The sequence below is a fragment of the Myroides sp. C15-4 genome (assembly GCF_050522745.1).
Lineage (GTDB): Bacteria > Bacteroidota > Bacteroidia > Flavobacteriales > Flavobacteriaceae > Flavobacterium.
Genome location: NZ_JBMVQX010000025.1, coordinates 25,990 through 40,487 on the forward strand (window position 1 = coordinate 25,990; position 14,498 = coordinate 40,487).

12 protein-coding genes are annotated in these 14,498 nt (G+C 37.1%); 8 read left to right on the forward strand and 4 right to left on the reverse strand.

All coding sequences use genetic code 11. From position 1 onward, the window contains the following. Positions 1–251: 251 nt before the first annotated feature. The 4 genes from galE to ACPDHL_RS11410 all read left to right on the forward strand — a co-directional run bounded on the left by galE (position 252) and on the right by ACPDHL_RS11410 (position 4,320). Positions 252–1,274: a UDP-glucose 4-epimerase GalE gene (gene galE / locus ACPDHL_RS11395; protein ID WP_430532882.1), complete on the forward strand. Its 1,023-nt coding sequence runs from the start codon at positions 252–254 to the stop codon at positions 1,272–1,274. 13 nt (positions 1,275–1,287) lie between these two features. Next, positions 1,288–1,779, forward strand: coding sequence for a DUF4199 domain-containing protein (locus tag ACPDHL_RS11400; RefSeq protein ID WP_430532883.1), 492 nt, complete (start codon positions 1,288–1,290; stop codon positions 1,777–1,779). 219 nt (positions 1,780–1,998) lie between these two features. Next, entirely contained in the window at positions 1,999–3,561 is a 1,563-nt protein-coding gene (locus tag ACPDHL_RS11405) for a phosphoethanolamine transferase (RefSeq protein ID WP_430532884.1), read from the forward strand. Positions 3,562–3,678: 117 nt separating this feature from the next. Then, positions 3,679–4,320 (forward strand): HdeD family acid-resistance protein, encoded by a 642-nt coding sequence (locus ACPDHL_RS11410; RefSeq protein ID WP_430532885.1) that lies wholly within the window; start codon positions 3,679–3,681, stop codon positions 4,318–4,320. A gap of 79 nt (positions 4,321–4,399) precedes the next feature. Here ACPDHL_RS11410 and ACPDHL_RS11415 read toward each other — a convergent pair whose 3' ends face one another. Continuing rightward, positions 4,400–5,092, reverse strand: a complete 693-nt coding sequence (locus ACPDHL_RS11415; RefSeq protein WP_430532886.1) for a TetR/AcrR family transcriptional regulator — start codon at positions 5,090–5,092, stop codon at positions 4,400–4,402. Positions 5,093–5,410: 318 nt separating this feature from the next. Here ACPDHL_RS11415 and ACPDHL_RS11420 point away from each other — a divergent pair, with 318 nt between their 5' ends. After that, a complete protein-coding gene (locus ACPDHL_RS11420) occupies positions 5,411–5,809 on the forward strand; it encodes a hypothetical protein (RefSeq protein ID WP_430532887.1) in 399 nt (132 codons plus the stop codon). A 30-nt stretch (positions 5,810–5,839) separates the two neighbouring features. On the opposite strand, the gene ACPDHL_RS11425 is transcribed toward ACPDHL_RS11420, so the two are convergent. Continuing rightward, positions 5,840–6,331 (reverse strand): hypothetical protein, encoded by a 492-nt coding sequence (locus ACPDHL_RS11425; RefSeq protein ID WP_430532888.1) that lies wholly within the window; start codon positions 6,329–6,331, stop codon positions 5,840–5,842. Positions 6,332–7,016: 685 nt separating this feature from the next. On the opposite strand from ACPDHL_RS11425, the gene ACPDHL_RS11430 reads away from it, so the two are divergent. Beyond that, positions 7,017–8,555, forward strand: a complete 1,539-nt coding sequence (locus ACPDHL_RS11430; RefSeq protein WP_430532889.1) for a helix-turn-helix domain-containing protein — start codon at positions 7,017–7,019, stop codon at positions 8,553–8,555. A gap of 112 nt (positions 8,556–8,667) precedes the next feature. Then, positions 8,668–9,201 (forward strand): hypothetical protein, encoded by a 534-nt coding sequence (locus tag ACPDHL_RS11435; RefSeq protein ID WP_430532890.1) that lies wholly within the window; start codon positions 8,668–8,670, stop codon positions 9,199–9,201. Positions 9,202–9,551: 350 nt separating this feature from the next. On the opposite strand, the gene ACPDHL_RS11440 is transcribed toward ACPDHL_RS11435, so the two are convergent. Continuing rightward, positions 9,552–11,744, reverse strand: coding sequence for a DPP IV N-terminal domain-containing protein (locus ACPDHL_RS11440; RefSeq protein WP_430532891.1), 2,193 nt, complete (start codon positions 11,742–11,744; stop codon positions 9,552–9,554). 432 nt (positions 11,745–12,176) lie between these two features. Between ACPDHL_RS11440 and ACPDHL_RS11445 the strand changes: the two genes are divergently transcribed. Then, complete coding sequence (locus ACPDHL_RS11445; protein ID WP_430532892.1) at positions 12,177–12,806, forward strand: MarR family winged helix-turn-helix transcriptional regulator; 630 nt, start codon at positions 12,177–12,179, stop codon at positions 12,804–12,806. 61 nt (positions 12,807–12,867) lie between these two features. Here the strand turns inward: ACPDHL_RS11445 and ACPDHL_RS11450 are convergent, their stop codons facing one another. Continuing rightward, entirely contained in the window at positions 12,868–14,334 is a 1,467-nt protein-coding gene (locus tag ACPDHL_RS11450) for an amino acid permease (protein WP_430532893.1), read from the reverse strand. Positions 14,335–14,498 lie beyond the last annotated feature (164 nt).

Sequence of the window (14,498 nt, forward strand, 5' to 3'; positions counted from 1 at the left end):
CGATATAGGAGTCAATTGACTAAGGCAAAAGGAGAAGTTCCAAGGGGTTAGGCCACCACCTCTACTAGGGTATACAACCTTAAGCCCACGCTCTAGGTAATACAAATCTCAATGGGATCGTCCTCGTCGTCGTTTATTTTCAATCCGTTCTCCAATTAAAACCTTGGTGAAGTTATTTGATTTTGCATGGAAATTTGAAAATAAAACTGCTTAAAATCTGTTATCTTTGGATATTATATTAAATGTATCACATGAAAATACTAGTGACCGGTGGTCTAGGATTTATAGGTTCTCATACAGTTGTAGCTCTACAGCAAAAAGGATATGAAGTAGTTATCATTGACGATTTGTCGAATGCTTCTGTTGATGTAGTCCAAGGCATTAAGGCCATCACAGGGGTTCAGCCAACCTTTTATCAAATAGACCTAAGAGAGAAGCAAGCAGTGTTTGATTTTTTTGAACAGCACACAGACCTTGCAGGAGTTATTCATTTTGCCGCTTCTAAGGCTGTAGGAGAGAGTATGGCTAAACCCTTGCTATATTATGAAAATAACTTTTTCTCTTTAATTAATGTATTATCTGCCCTGCAACACTATGGGATAAAGAAATTCTTATTTAGTTCCTCCTGTACCGTATATGGACAAGGGGAGGTAATGCCCATCACAGAAGAGGAGTCGATTAAATCTGCTCTTTCACCTTATGGCAATACCAAACAAGTAGGTGAGGAGATCATCGTTGATTTGGCAAAGGTATTTCCTTTACAAGCCGTTTTGTTGCGTTATTTCAACCCGATAGGGGCACATGAATCAGGACATATTGGAGAATCACCACTAGGGGTTCCCTATAATCTGATTCCCTATATTACCCAAACAGCAGTGGGAATACGCGAGTATTTATCCATTTATGGGCAGGATTACGATACGCCTGATGGTACCTGTGTACGCGATTATATCCACGTAGTAGACCTTGCTGATGCTCATGTACGCGCAATGGAATACCTCATTCAAGAAAAAAACCAGCAGCAAGTAGAAGCATTTAATGTTGGCAATGGTCAAGGGTATTCTGTCTTGGAACTGCTACATTCGTTTGAACGCGTTAGTGGCTTAAAAATCAACTATAAAATAGTAGAACGCCGTCCAGGTGATGTGGATAAGGCATGGGCCAATACGGATAAAATTCAACGCGTATTAGGGTGGAAACCAACAAAAACATTGGATGATATGTTAGCCAGTGCCTGGAAATGGGAACAAAAGTCAAGAAATAACAACAATTGATCGAAGGAAACCAATGAATAAAATTAGCATTGAAATAAAGTGGGGAATTATCTTTTCCCTTGTGGGATTACTGTGGATGGTACTCGAAAAACTAAGTGGCTTACACGATACCTACCTCGATTATCACCTGTATTTAACCAATTTATTTGCGATTCCCGCTATCATCGTCATGGTTTTAGCACTAAAGGATAAAAAGAAAAACTTCTATGATGGCGATATGACCTATAGCGAAGGAATGCTTTCAGGAGTTGTCTTGTCTTTGGTGATCGCCATTCTCAGTCCACTAACTCAATGGATTACCTCTTATGTGATCACGCCCGACTTTTTTCCTCTTGTTATCAAGCGATCTGTCGAACTGGGATTTTATGAAACAGAACAAGATGCAGCTAGTTATTTTAACTATGGCAATTACGCCAAACAAGGGTTCTTAATGTCGCTTATGATGGGCGTAATTACAACCGCGATTTGCATGATCTTTATTAGATCAAAAGCAAAAAAAGAGTAAGTAAATTCTTTTTCTAAATATAAAACACTGGTCTATCTTAGATTGGTGTTTTTTTTCACTTTTTCTAAAATAATTGTTAAATAATTTTATTTAACTACCTTTGCCAAGTTGTTTTTAAAAATGCTAAAAAAGGGCAAAAGATAGCGCGTACACTGGTGATGTATGACTGGAATATACGCTAAATTAATTCTCTTGTTGGTATTTTGATATTTTCACCTTATGTCTGTAAATAAAAAAAGAAAAGAAACCTATCTTTTACTCCTTTTGTTTGTGTTGGTCTTTTTGCCCAACATTTTTTATTTTCTCCACTATACGATGTTGGAGTTTCGAATGTTCTTGAATAATGTCGTGTTTTTATGTCTGATCTTACTCTGCTGGAAAATACCGAAAATAGGAGCGGGAATAGGAGCGTTGTTACTCCTTGTTTTTACGCTAAATAACGGATTGAGTATTATGAGTTTTCTCATGTATAAGGAGGCATTTAATGTGGCGTTGGCTTATAATTTCTTAACGACAAATAAATCGGAAGCCCTAGAAGCCTTGCTGACATTTAAAACGGTGATTGTACTGCTTACCTTGTACTATTTTGCGCTAGGGTATCTTGTATATCAGGTGGCTAAACGGCAATGGAAAACGAAATATCTACTGTTGGTGGCTGTGGCCTTGTTGATTTATCCCATTGGATTTAAGTCCTATAGCTTTTATAAAAAAGACAAAGAATTAACAGGTGAATCCTTCGGATGGATGGCCAAGTATAACCTATGGACCAATACTCCTTTGTACAATATGGCCTCTTTTTATGAAGCCAATCGCTTTATAAAAGAGTTAGCCCTTATTAAAAAACAAAAAATGACTTATCCAGCCTTTGATGTTGAAGAGACTGATCTGGAGACCATTGTCGTTGTTTTAGGCGAGTCGGTTCGAAAAGATGTAATGGGAATTTATGGAGCTCAACAAGAGACGACTCCTTTACTTGAGAAGCGGATATCTAACCTCTTGGTTTATGAGGAAGCAGTTGCTCCGAGTTCTTTTACCAATACAGCCCTGACGTTTATGTTGTCTAAATCCATTCCTGTAGAGAAAAAAGATTTTCAATTGCAGCAGTTAAATGACAATATCATTGGATTGGCTAATAGTACAAATCTATGGAATACGTATTGGCTATCTAACCAAGACGAAATAGGAATCTATGAAAACCTCTATAGCATTATCACAAAAGACGCACAATATAGACAACATACAAAAGAAAAGAGCTATGACGAAGTCGTACTTCCTATGCTTGAACAAGCGTTAGGTGATTCAAATCAAAAACGCCTCATTTTTATTCATTTACAGGGAAGCCACATGAAAGTAAGCGAGCGTTATCCTGAAGCGTTTGAACGCTTTAAAATCGACGATCGCCCGTTGGTTAATGCCTACTTTAATAGCGTATTATACACAGATTATGTTTTAGATCAGATTATAAAAAAGGTCGAAAATAAAAAGAGTGTAGTTTTGTATTTGTCTGACCATGGACAAACGATGAAAAAGGATAAATATATTCACGGGTTTACCAAAAAAGGCTTAGAAGTACCTTTTGTGATTTGGCATAGTGATGCAGTGTCAGAACAATACAAAGTAACAGGTAGGGTGAACACCCCACTGTCCACAACAAACCTATATGCGATACTCAGTGATCTATTGGGAGTAAAAGGACTTGAAAAAAAGAATCCCAATACGGAATTAAGAGCACTTTCTCCTCGTTTTGAAATAGTGAGATACGATGAGGTAGAAAGTGATTAACTATTTTATTTAAGTGAAATTAATACTGAAATTGTTTATTTTTTTAAAATTGGTGAAATAAAATCAAAACTATTTCACAACCTATAATAAAGTTGTATCTTTAAAAGAAAAGAAAACATGAGCAGTATTATCTTAAATCGTATCAAGCAAAATGTAAAGCATTGGTATCTTCCAGTAATTCTAGGTGTAGTGTTTATTATCGCTGGAATCTTTATTATGATGACGCCCGTTGCGTCTTACCTATCCTTAGCCTTGTTATTTAGTTGGCTTTTCTTCTTTGCAGGAATCGCGGAAATAGCATTTGCCCTGAGTAATAGAAAAGAATTAGATGGCTGGGGTTGGATTTTATTTTCAGGTATTGTCGATGTGGTCTTAGGTCTTATATTATTAAGCCAACCAGCAATCACCCTCCAGGTATTGCCTATTTATGTCGGATGTGTTTTACTCTTCCGTTCTGTGCGCAGTTTGAGTATGGCAGTGGAATTAAATCGATATGGGGTAAAGGGAATTTCTTCGCTTGTTCTCTTTGGGATCTTAGGATTACTTTTTGCCATTTTTATGATGACAAACCTCGAAGCAGGAGCCTTTACGATTGTGTATTGGACTGCATTTTCCATTCTAACCTTAGGTTTGTTTAGTATTCTTTACGGTGTAAAACTAAAGAAACTAAAAAATAGAGGCGCTAAGATTAGTGAAGAACTAACTAAAAAGTGGGAAGCTATTCAAGAAGAAGTGAAAAAAGCAATGGATCGAGACTAGAGCAATTGAACATATAAAAAAAATAGGATGTCCCAAAAAGGACATCCTATTTTTTTTATATGTACTAACCGTCAACTGATTAACTGCTAACCTTATTATAAGCATCATAGATTAATTCTTCTATAGCATCGGAAATTTGTTTCTTTCCTTCTTCTGTATTGATATCGATGCCACAAAATTTACTTCCATTGTTTTTGGCGTGTAGGGATAGGTAGTAGATACCACTGATCACCAAGGCAAGGCGCGCTCGGATATCAACAGCGGAATGCTCAAAGTAGGGAATAACCTTAGAGAATAAGTTTTCCCCTAATTCCTCTCGGGCATCTGCTATTTTTCTCAAAATATCATTGTGTTCACCTACTTCCCAGTGAATAATACGCTGTAAAGAACGATCGTTTAACAGCGTATCAAATTGATTTTGCAAGAGCGCATTGATGTCGTTCTTGGTCAATTGATCCGGGTTTAGTAGTAAATGCTGTATACCCTTATTGGTTGTACTTTTGAAAAAGTCTTTTTGACTAATGTAGGCTTCTACTAGATTATCTACACCACCAAAGTACGTCCAAACTAGTTTCTTATCAACACCAGCAGCTTTCGCAATATTAGGCGCTGTAAGTCCTGTATATCCCTTCTTTTGCAGTACCTTACCCACAGCAGCAATCATCTTGTTCATCGTTCTGGATTTATCTCGTATGGGACCAGAAGAAACCTTCCTAACTTTTTCAGGTGTTTCTTTTTTACTTTCTTTTGGGGTGGATTCTTTTTTTCGCATCAGTTGTTGATTTTAAGGGGTAGATCGTGTGCGTTGTACCGTTTTTTTGGAATAGACAAAACAGAATCTACAATTTTATTGTACTTGATTCAAGTGACCAGAATAGTGTTTAAACTACTTCTTGTGACTTTTACTATAAAACTCGAATTTAATGTAAATATAGTTATAATAAAAGCGTTTGCTTTCGCATTTTAGCTGTTTTTTAAGATCAAGATAAAAACCCTTTGATTTTTTAAATAATGTAAAAAAGGTTAAAAAATACTTAAAAATATAAAATTAGTATGCTATTTGTATTGGTTTGGTAAAGTAATCAAAACAATGAACATAAAAAAAAGAATCTATATCATTTTAGATTGGTTAGGTATTGGCATTTTTCTCTTGTTGCTTGTTTTTAAAGGAGGAGCAAGGCGAGAAATTACCGCTGCTCGCTTTTTTGTTGGTCGATATCAGGGTGTTGTCGTATTTGAAGATCAACATCAAAATATTCAATGTGATACCACATTTATTGAGGTCATTAAGATAGGACCTAAAACTTCCTTTGTGTTTTCAGGTGCTATACCGACAATTTCCAAAGTCATCTTTGAAGAAAATAGAGCCAAAAACCTGCTAAATCAAAACGCCTTAGATACCAATTACATCCGAATGGATACCAAAAAATTAGAGATTTTGTTCACAGAAGGAACAAAAAGTTGGACGGTATATGCAGGTCGAAATTAACATCGAGGTTGATGATCTTTCGTTTCTTTTTTAGGTAATAAAGGTATGATTATCAATGGATATAGCGTGTATTTTTGGCGTTAGATCCAAAACATTTCGCTGTTTGATGATGGGGGAAGCCGCAGCGGAAAGACTGTGCTTTCGACCTTCGATCAACTGCTTATCCGTTACTTTTTTGAGTAAAAGTATTTTCTGTTTTTCCTTTTTTAATTCGATGAGTAGGTAATTCACTGTAGGCAAATCACCATTTTTTAAGGGCTGATCATCTGTTATAAATGCCTCCTGCTGGAAGTATAGGTCTTCAATGGATCCTAGAGCAGCTTCCATCTTATTTTTGTTTTTCTCTAACAGCTTTACTAATTGCTTGTTGTATAATAGACTTAAGTGCGTGGATTCATCTCGTGTGAGAAAGAGCGGAGCTATTTTGCAATTGCTGTGGTGAATGGCAAAAACTTGAAGAACAATTGGATCACTGAGATCCAAGAATAATTCGATGGGGCGGGTTAATTCTAATTCTTTCATGGCAATGGGTTTTTTATTTACTCTTAAATATACGTATTTTAATGCGTATTATTCTTATGAAAACGATTTATTTGTTTGGATTATTGTTGTATATATCGGGTAAATGACAAAAAAAACTCAAAAACCTAGTCGTTTTTTGATGCTGACCTACCGTCAAACAAGAAATGGCCCCACCTACTGGGCTTATAGGTTTTTAGGAAGAAAAATTGAATTTAGAACGACAAAACACCCTATTTTGTGCTAAAAAAAAATTGGAATCAAAGGTTTGATTCTCATGAGGTTAGTTTAATGCTACCTTGTTGTATTACGCAATTCGTAAAGCGTATTTCTTTAAATTAACGAAAGTTTGTTAAATATTTGTAAAAGGAAAGACTGCAAATATTTTTCTTGTTATAAAATAACAAATTTATGAGTTAGATTGAAAACACGAAAAGAATATGAGTAATAAATCGTCGATTAAAAAATAGATTCAGGTCCCCAATTTGATTTTTGTGTTACTATATTTGTGTTTGATATTCAGCCTATGTTTTTACATAGGCTTTTTTGAGTTGCTTTAAATGTAATACTCCTCCGGTGAGAACGCATCGAAGAATGTAGCCTATAGCAAAGTAGTACAGTCTATAAATTTCTATTATAATAAATATAAGCCATTCTTATCCTGAATTAGCTTAAAAAGTGCGATTTAATGAACTTTAGAATAATATTTTGTATTCTGGTTACTGTTTCTGGCTACGCTCAAAATAATGCATTCGATAGCCTTTATTTACATACAACGAAGGTTGTTTTGACTGATACACCCCAAGATGTTTTGATGCATATTTCTGATTTAGAACAATTAGCAAGTACGCCTGTGCAACAAATAGAGGTTAGCCTGTTAAAGGCATCTTTACTGCGACAGTACGGGGTGCGGGATAAAGCGATCTTAACCTTAAAAAAGGCGGATAGCCTTGCTGCAAATGCACGTCATATCAATCTGCAAGCGAGAATTCAAGGGGCCTTATCCACCCTGTATCGCGAAAATGGAATCGAAAGTTTAGGTAAGTTGTCCTTGGTGAAAGCCAAACATTGGAGTAAGTTGATGAAAGATCCCTTAGAATTGGCTATTTTAAAGGGAAATCTACAACAAGAACAAGCGTACTACCACATGAGAGGTACACGGTTTGCTGATGCAATCACCTCGTTAAGTAAAGGACGACTCGAATTTGAAAAAGTGGAAAATGTTGAACAGCGCTTTTTTTATCTCGCAAGTACCGATCAATTAATTGGGGAAAACTACATGAAACTCGGAAAAGTGAATCATGCAGTGAAAATACTTGAACAAGCCTTGGCTGAACTGCAAGCTTCTAATAACCCTCAAAGTCCATTAAAAGGCTTTATATACAATAACTTAGGTGTTTCTTATTTAAAAAGCCAAGATTATGAAACGTCCTTATTATTTTTAACTAAGGCTAATGAGGTAGCCGAACAATCAGGTTTTCTCGCTTTGAAAAAACAAGTTTTTGCATCTTTAAAAGAGTATGCAAAACAGATAGAAGATACAGAGCAGTATGTTAAGTACAATGAAAACTATGTGCAACTTGTGGAACAAGAATTTGCCGTACAAGCTAAAATTGCCAATTACCTCGTAGAGTCCTACTATGAGAAAGAAGGCGAAATCTCTGTGGCTTACAAAAACTACGTTTTATATAGCCTATCCATAGGAGGAGGGATTCTGCTGTTTTTATCCTTGTCTTTGTATCACAAGCGGCAGTTGACTAAGCGAAGTCGCAAGAGCCAAGCAGTTGCTGCTGTCGAGCCAGAACCAAGGACGGAGAGCGAAGCAGAACAAGTGAAAAGCGACAAAAGCGTGGATTACAACTATATTTCCAAAGAGATGGAAGAATTGATTCTCCAAGGAATTAAGACCTTTGAACAACAACAGGGATACTTAAAACACGAAATTTCACTGAGTAAACTCGCAAGTCAAATTGGGGTCAATCACCGCTACTTATCCTATGTGATTAAACACCACAAGCATACTGACTTCTCTAGCTATATCAATACGCTTCGCATTGATTATATCGTTGCTGTACTTGAGGCAAATCCCGAGATGCTCAAGTATAAAATTAGCTATTTGGCTGATTTATGTGGATTTGCTTCTCACAGTCGTTTTACCATAACATTTAAGCGAATTAAAGGCCTATCACCTTCCACTTTTATTGAACAAATCAAGGACAAAAACTAGTTTTCTTTTGCAATTGGCCTGTTTCTAGCGTGTTACCAAAAAGTTATCTTATTGTGTAGCCGTTGGTGGTATTGTTTTTTTTGATGAAATTTAGTATATCAAAAGAAAGCATATGGAACAGTATTATAAACATAGTTTTTTTGTGGATGCTGGTGTAAGCATTCCCACTGGCAAGGAAGTCAATAAATTGCAAGTGCGATTTGGATTTTCTGATGAGATGCGAAAATTGTTACTCGTTCAAAGTCAAGGAAAAGGGATGCATAACCTGGTGCGTTCAGCGATTTCCTTGGAAGCAGTAGAGGGGATAGTAGAATGGTATACTTTTGATGGGATAGATGATACACTGGATGTTATTGAACGCAATGAAGACTGTATCCTATCGGACTATTTGTTTGTCTTTGCTCAAGATCATAAAGGAAATCAATATGCCGAAATTACCAAAGGACGATTGACAGGACATATTGTGTGGCTCAATGCCTTGTTTTATGACGATGTGGATAGTCTAGAAGAATTGTTAGAAGAGTATCTCGATTCAGCTGAAACTGAAAGGGGATGTGTCGATGATGAGTTGGTCTTTCAGTTGCTGTATACCAGCCAGCAGCTAGTTGCCATACAAGCTCCTTCATTGGAAATGTTTCTGTGTTAAAAGATAAAAATAAAATTGCTTATTCCTTTGAATAAGAATTGATGCGTTTTTTTAGTTTGTCAAGCCTGTATAATTTTTTTATACAGGCTATTTTGTAAAAAATAAAAGAGAACAGAATCACGTGTTCTAGCTGCTGGTAGAATTGGAAGGGAATGATAGGCAATGGGTCCATACTGAGTCCATACTGAGTCTATTAAAACAAGACTTTTTTATAGTATCACTATGGACTCACTAAGCAGTTACTAGGGAAGTACAAGGGTGCACTACCGAAGATAACTGGTTCATAGGACGGTAAAAAAAGAGGGTGTCCCAAAAGGGCACCCTCTTATGTATATGTTTATTTTGATCGATTAAGGCATTGGTTGAGCCAAGTGATCAAAGAAGTATTGCGCAATTTTTGTATTCAAATGCACGCGATCTAAACCTCTAACATTGTGCTCGTGGTTTGGATACAAGAAATAATCCACTTGCTTATTGGCTTTGATACACGCTTCAATAAACAACATGGAGTGTTGTTGTACCACTACAGGATCTTGTGCCCCATGAATAATCAATAGCTTATTGTCTAGTTTTGAGGCTTTGTTTAATAGACTTGTGCGCTCGTACCCTTCTGGGTTTTCTTGAGGCGTATCCATGTAACGTTCGCCATACATGATTTCGTACATCTTCCAGTCCATTACAGGTCCACCAGCAACACCAACTTTAAAAATAGAAGGGTAGTTCACCGATAAAGTTGTTGTCATGAATCCACCAAAACTCCATCCATATACCCCTATTTTATTCTGATCTACATAAGGTAATGTCTGTAAGTATTTCACCCCAACCAGTTGATCCGCCATTTCATTTTGTCCCAATTGACGGTGAATAACGTGTTCAAAATCTCTTCCTCGGTTAAAGCTTCCTCTGTTATCGACCGTAAATACAAGATAGCCTTGTTGCGCCATATAGTGGAAGAATAACGAAGAACCCGCTAACCACGTATTGGTAATTAACTGCGCATGTGGTCCACCGTACACATAAACCATCACAGGATAGGTTTTGTTGGCATCGAAATTAGCTGGGTAAATCACACGGGCATTTAGCGGTGTTTTTCCATCTGCTGCTGTTAGCGTTACGATTTCTGTTTTAGGTAAGCTAACAACGCCTTGGTAGGGATCTTTGGCTCGAAGTAATTCTACTTCTTTTTGATTGGATGTCTGAACCAAAGCCACGCGATTGGGAACATCATAGCTGTTGAACGCATCGAGGAACAAGCTTTTATCTTGGTTAAATAAAGCCTCATGTGTACCCGAAAGTGTAGTAATTTGCTCCGTTTTTCCCTTTTTGATGTTGACTTTAAAAATTTGTCGATCTAAACCTTGGTTGGTTACTCCCGTGTAGTATATGTTTTTACCCTCGGCATCAAAACCGATCAAATCAGCAACAATCACATCTTCATGACCTAAAGATTTGATTAATTTACCTTCTGTTGAATACAAATACATTTGACGGTATCCGTCTTTCTCAGATAAATAAATAAACGATTTATTGTCTTCTGGATTGAAAACCAATCCTTGTGAAGGCTCAGTATAGGTTGTTGATTTCTCCTCGAATAGCGTCGCTTCTAAAGCACCTGTTGCCGCGTTGTATTTATTGAGTTTTAAGTGGTTTTGCTCGCGATTTAATACCCCTACATAGACGTAATTACCCGATGGATCCCAAGTTACCATGGTCAAAAACTGGTCTTGATCTCCTGTTTGTAAGGTAACTTTGTTCGCTGTGTATACATCATAAATCACAAGAGAAACGCGTTCATTCGCCATACCCGCCATCGGATATTTGATGTTTTTATTTTCCGCTACTCTGGGATCCCATTGTACTAAAGGATAATCCGTTACCTCTGCTTGATCGTTTCTATAGTAGAGTAATTGTTCTTGTTTAGGACTCCACCACATGCCCTTGTTGATGCCAAATTCATTGCGGTGAGTATTGGAACTACCATTGACAATGGCCTTGTCTGTATCTTGCGTTACAGCGATTAGCTGCCCTTTCTTATCCGCAATTTCAATGTTGTTCTCATTTAACCAAGCAACGTATTCTTTATTTCTCGATACAAGGTATTCTTGTCCGTGAACTGGAACCTTTTGAATTAGAGTAACCTTTTGATCTTGGGTGTTATAGTGAAACAACCAGCGGAACTTTTTCGCTGTATCTATTGCAGAAAAAGTTAAAGTACTTTCATTTTTCCAAGCTAAATCACTAGGGAAAGAAGTCAGTTTGAATGTGGCTTCTTGTGTCGAATTAGCGATTGCCGTTTGCAAGTCCGCTATGCGAAGTAAAAAGGTAGGTGTCCAGTTTACCGCTTGTGTACGGATGAATAAGCTGTCTCGTTTTGCATTTAAGTGAGTGAAAGCATGGGTATCCTTCCAGCTCGGTTGTGTTAATTGCTCTGGTGCAAAAGAAGTGTACTGGCCTAACGTCGCTTCTTGCATGGTAAGATTGCGTTGTGCAAAAAGTAAATTACCTGTAAGTAAAGCTAGGGCAAGTAATTGTATTTTTTTCATTCTATGAAGTGATTAATTTTAAAGGTCACTAAGGTAGGGTTTTTCTCTTTTCTGACCAATTAGATTGTGTAGATGTCTTGACCCTTAGGCTAAATATAATAGCGGATAGGCAGTATGAACCCATAGCAAAATGCGATAAAAGAAGTAAATATAGCTTTATTTTAGAAGATTTACTTCTAAATGCAGGAAGAGGTAAAAATATTTTAACGCCTAAATATTCTCGAATTGAGAATAATGAATGGATAATGTTATTTATTTCGTTGTGAAAGGAAATAAGTTTTGGTAAAAAAGAGTCATTATTTTTTAAACACTGAAAATACAGTAAAATTGTTTAAAATTTTAAATTAATATATTTGATACAACAATTCTGATTGATCTTTATATTATTTATTTTTTTACGTTAAAATGAACCACAAACTAATAATTGATTTTATGCATCTGCTCTTTGAGTTTGAAAAGGAGACGAAAGAAGAGTTATTTTCTATCTATGCTCCAACTATCACAGGGTTTAAGCAATGGGTTCGAGATAAAATGACACAGCTACAAGAGGAGGAAATACCAGGAGTAGAAGCTAAAGTAAGTACAGAGCAAAATATAGCACTATCTTTTTTTAAATTGGCCAATTACAGCAAGATGTATTGGCGTTCCGTTTTGGCAGATAGTCCGCTTGCATTACCTGATAATTTAATATTCTTGATGAATTTATGGGTGCATGGTGAAATGACTAAAATGGAGCTAATTCGCAAGAGTACACAAGAAAAACCAACGGGCATGCAAATTGTCAATCGACTGATTGAGTTGAAGTTTGTTTGCCAAAAAGACTCAGAAGTAGATAAGAGAAGTAAGATCGTTGAGATCACAACCTTAGGTGAGCAGGAATTAATGAATAATAGGGAAGATATCCAGAAGATTTCCCAAGTAATCAACGGTAATTTAAAACAGACTGAAAAGCAAAGCTTAGTCCAATTACTGGATAAGCTCCTGTATTTTCACGATGATGTATTTAGCGATACGAAAAACAGAGAAGAGTTGATTTACTTTATTGCTAATCGCGAGAGATAGGATTTGGTTCACAGTTCACTTGACAGTTTACCACTCACCACTCACCACTCACCAATAAAAGTTATCGCTTCAAATCGACATCTTTAAGTGGAATTACTTTGGTTTTATACTTGAATTTGTGGTACAGATAAAAGAACAAGAAAAAGGGAATACCCATATAGGTAATGAATACGCCCTGCCAATCGACAATTCCTTCAAAGATCATCTGGCTATCCTGTCCAATAATGACAAATAGGCAAAGGACGAAAGCGAAGATAGGGCCAAAGGGAAAGAGTTTGGCTTTATAGACTAATTTTTTAGTGTCATAGCCTTGTGCGACATAGGCTTTTCGGAATCGGTAATGGCTGAGAGCAATACCCAACCAAGCGATAAATCCTGTTAATCCTGAAGCGGCGAGGATAAAGTCAACGGCTTGAGGAGTAAACGATTGAATAATAAAGATGATCAATACCACCAATGCAGTGGCTAATAGGGCTATAATGGGCACACCTTGTCCGTTGGTTCGACCAAAAGAACGATGAGCCATTCCGTCTTTTCCCATCGCATAGAGCATACGGGTAGAAGCGTACATTCCTGAATTTCCAGCAGAGAGAATAGAAGTTAAAATAACGGCATTCATCAGAGCAGCTGCAAATGCCCAATGGGCTTTTTCAAAGACTAAGGTAAAGGGGGATTTGGCAATTTCTGTAATATCGGCCCCTAGGAGTTGAGGACTGGTATAGGGAATGATTAACCCGATGACAAAGATAGACAGAATGTAAAAAATAAGAATTCTCCAAAATACTTGTTTGATGGCTTTGGGAATGTTTTTCTCTGGGTTTTCTGATTCACCTGCTGTAATACCGATGAGCTCTGTTCCTTGAAAAGAGAACCCCGCAATTAAGAATACGCCTAGTACAGTTAAAAACTTACCAGAGAATCCCTCTCCTACAAAGGGAGCATCGCCTAGGGTAAAGTTTTTAAAACCAATGTATTCGCCGCCTAGAATACCGAAAATAGTCAACAGCCCAACAGCTAAAAAGACGATAACCGTTACCACTTTGATAAAGGCAAACCAGTATTCAGATTCACCATAGGCCTTTACAGATAAGGTATTTAAACCTAAAATAATGGCAAAGAAGCACAGACTCCACGCCCAAGGAGGCAGAAAGTTCATGGGCTCCCAATAGGAGATAACCAAAGCGGCAATAGAAACATCCACAGCAACTGTAATGACCCAATTAAACCAATAGTTCCATCCTAAGGCATAGCCCAAAGAAGGATCTACAAAGCGAGAGGCATAGGTGCTAAAAGAACCTGATACTGGAAGGTAAGTTGCCATTTCACCTAGAGAAGTCATCAAGAAGTAAACCATAACACCTATGGCTACATAGGCTAATACGGCCCCGCCTGGCCCTGCTTGTTGAATTGCTTCTCCACTTGCCATGAATAGCCCCGTTCCAATACACCCACCAATGGCAATCATGGTAAGGTGACGAGCTTTGAGTTTACGCTGTACGCTTGAGTTATCGTTCTGCTGTTCCGTCATTTTTTTATCCTTTCAAACAAATGTAACGATTAATACGAGTTTTTACTCCTGTTTTCGTCCGTAATATGTGAAAAATTGGAGGAATAGGAAGGTTACATTTGTTTTTTATAGGTGTAAGTCCTGAACAAGCCCGTCAATACGAAGCCTAAATTCCTTATTGCTTT

Coding starts and splice junctions, on each gene's coding strand:
- galE (WP_430532882.1), top strand. CDS start 252: ATGAAAATACTAGTGACCGGTGGTCTAGGATTTATAGGTTCTCATACA.
- ACPDHL_RS11400 (WP_430532883.1), top strand. CDS start 1,288: ATGAATAAAATTAGCATTGAAATAAAGTGGGGAATTATCTTTTCCCTT.
- ACPDHL_RS11405 (WP_430532884.1), top strand. CDS start 1,999: ATGTCTGTAAATAAAAAAAGAAAAGAAACCTATCTTTTACTCCTTTTG.
- ACPDHL_RS11450 (WP_430532893.1), bottom strand. CDS start 14,334: ATGACGGAACAGCAGAACGATAACTCAAGCGTACAGCGTAAACTCAAA.
- ACPDHL_RS11430 (WP_430532889.1), top strand. CDS start 7,017: ATGAACTTTAGAATAATATTTTGTATTCTGGTTACTGTTTCTGGCTAC.
- ACPDHL_RS11415 (WP_430532886.1), bottom strand. CDS start 5,092: ATGCGAAAAAAAGAATCCACCCCAAAAGAAAGTAAAAAAGAAACACCT.
- ACPDHL_RS11425 (WP_430532888.1), bottom strand. CDS start 6,331: ATGAAAGAATTAGAATTAACCCGCCCCATCGAATTATTCTTGGATCTC.
- ACPDHL_RS11445 (WP_430532892.1), top strand. CDS start 12,177: ATGCATCTGCTCTTTGAGTTTGAAAAGGAGACGAAAGAAGAGTTATTT.
- ACPDHL_RS11435 (WP_430532890.1), top strand. CDS start 8,668: ATGGAACAGTATTATAAACATAGTTTTTTTGTGGATGCTGGTGTAAGC.
- ACPDHL_RS11420 (WP_430532887.1), top strand. CDS start 5,411: ATGAACATAAAAAAAAGAATCTATATCATTTTAGATTGGTTAGGTATT.
- ACPDHL_RS11440 (WP_430532891.1), bottom strand. CDS start 11,744: ATGAAAAAAATACAATTACTTGCCCTAGCTTTACTTACAGGTAATTTA.
- ACPDHL_RS11410 (WP_430532885.1), top strand. CDS start 3,679: ATGAGCAGTATTATCTTAAATCGTATCAAGCAAAATGTAAAGCATTGG.